Source organism: Galbibacter kalidii, assembly GCF_026241135.1.
In the GTDB taxonomy this organism is placed as follows: domain Bacteria; phylum Bacteroidota; class Bacteroidia; order Flavobacteriales; family Flavobacteriaceae; genus Galbibacter.
The window spans coordinates 1-1,120 of the sequence record NZ_JAPFGA010000062.1; the positions used below are offsets into that span (position 1 = coordinate 1).

Here is a 1,120-nt window from a genome sequence, read left to right on the forward strand (position 1 = left end):
TGTGGTGTTTATGGCCAAGACCTTCCGGAAAACCCAGAGCCGGGAAAATGTTATGTACGTTGTACAACCCCCGATGTCTATGTCAATGAAGACGTACAGATTATGGTAAAACCTGCATACAAGGTTTTAAAAACGTACCCTGCTGAGTACAAAACGGTTACAGAGCGGGTTTTAGTAAAAGAAGCAAGTAAGAAACTGAAGATTATTCCTGCAAAATGGGGAACAGAAACAGTTTCTTATGTATCTAAGGAACCTTCCAGTGAGCTATCGGTTGTTCCGGCTACATTTTCTTCAAGTTCTGAAACCATAGAAATGAAGCCTGAATATGCACAGTGGGAATTAGGAGCACCTGCTCCTGATTGTGAATCTCCTAATCCGGATGATTGTAGATACTGGTGTTATAAAGGATACCCGGCGGAATATCAAACATTCCCAAAAGAGGTATTGGCTTCTGACGCAAGTACAAGATCAACTCCTGTGGCTGAAAAAAAATCTACTTATACAAAGCAAGTGATTACAGAGCCTGCAAGAGTAGAGGAAGTGGAAATTCCGGCTCAATACGACGAAATTACCAAAACAGTTTTGGTAAAAGATGCTTATACTGTTGAGGAAACAATTCCTGCTGTACATGAAACAGTATCAAGAGAGGTATTGAAGCAAAAAGGTGGATTGACCACCTGGAGAGAAGTAGAATGTGCTTTGGTAGAGTATAATGCTTTGCCTATCAACTGGAATTTGGCCAGTGCTACGTTAACTCCTGAAGCGAAAAGAATTATCGACGAAAATTTAATGCCTGTTTTGAAAAATAACCCGGGTGTTAAAGTTGAATTGGCTTCGCATACCGATTCAAGAGGTACTACCTCAAGTAATCAAACATTGTCTGAAAGAAGAGCACAATCTGTTGCTAATTACTTGATCTCTAAAGGTGTGAATCCTAGTCTGTTGGTAGCCAACGGATATGGAGAGTCCAAATTGAAGAACAGATGTTCAGACGGAGTTTCATGTACAGAGCGTGAGCACGCCGTAAACAGAAGAACAGAATTCAGATTGATAAATAACTAATATCAACTCAGGATTATAAATATGAAAAGAGCCGCAATCTGTGGCTCTTTTTGTTTTT

General features: G+C 40.0%; 1 protein-coding gene. It reads left to right on the forward strand.

What is annotated here, in order from left to right; genetic code table 11:
- Positions 1-1,062, forward strand: a 1,062-nt coding sequence (locus OOZ15_RS19830) for an OmpA family protein (RefSeq protein ID WP_265958174.1), incomplete at its 5' end; no start/stop codon positions are given.
- Between the last annotated feature and the right edge of the window lie 58 nt (positions 1,063-1,120).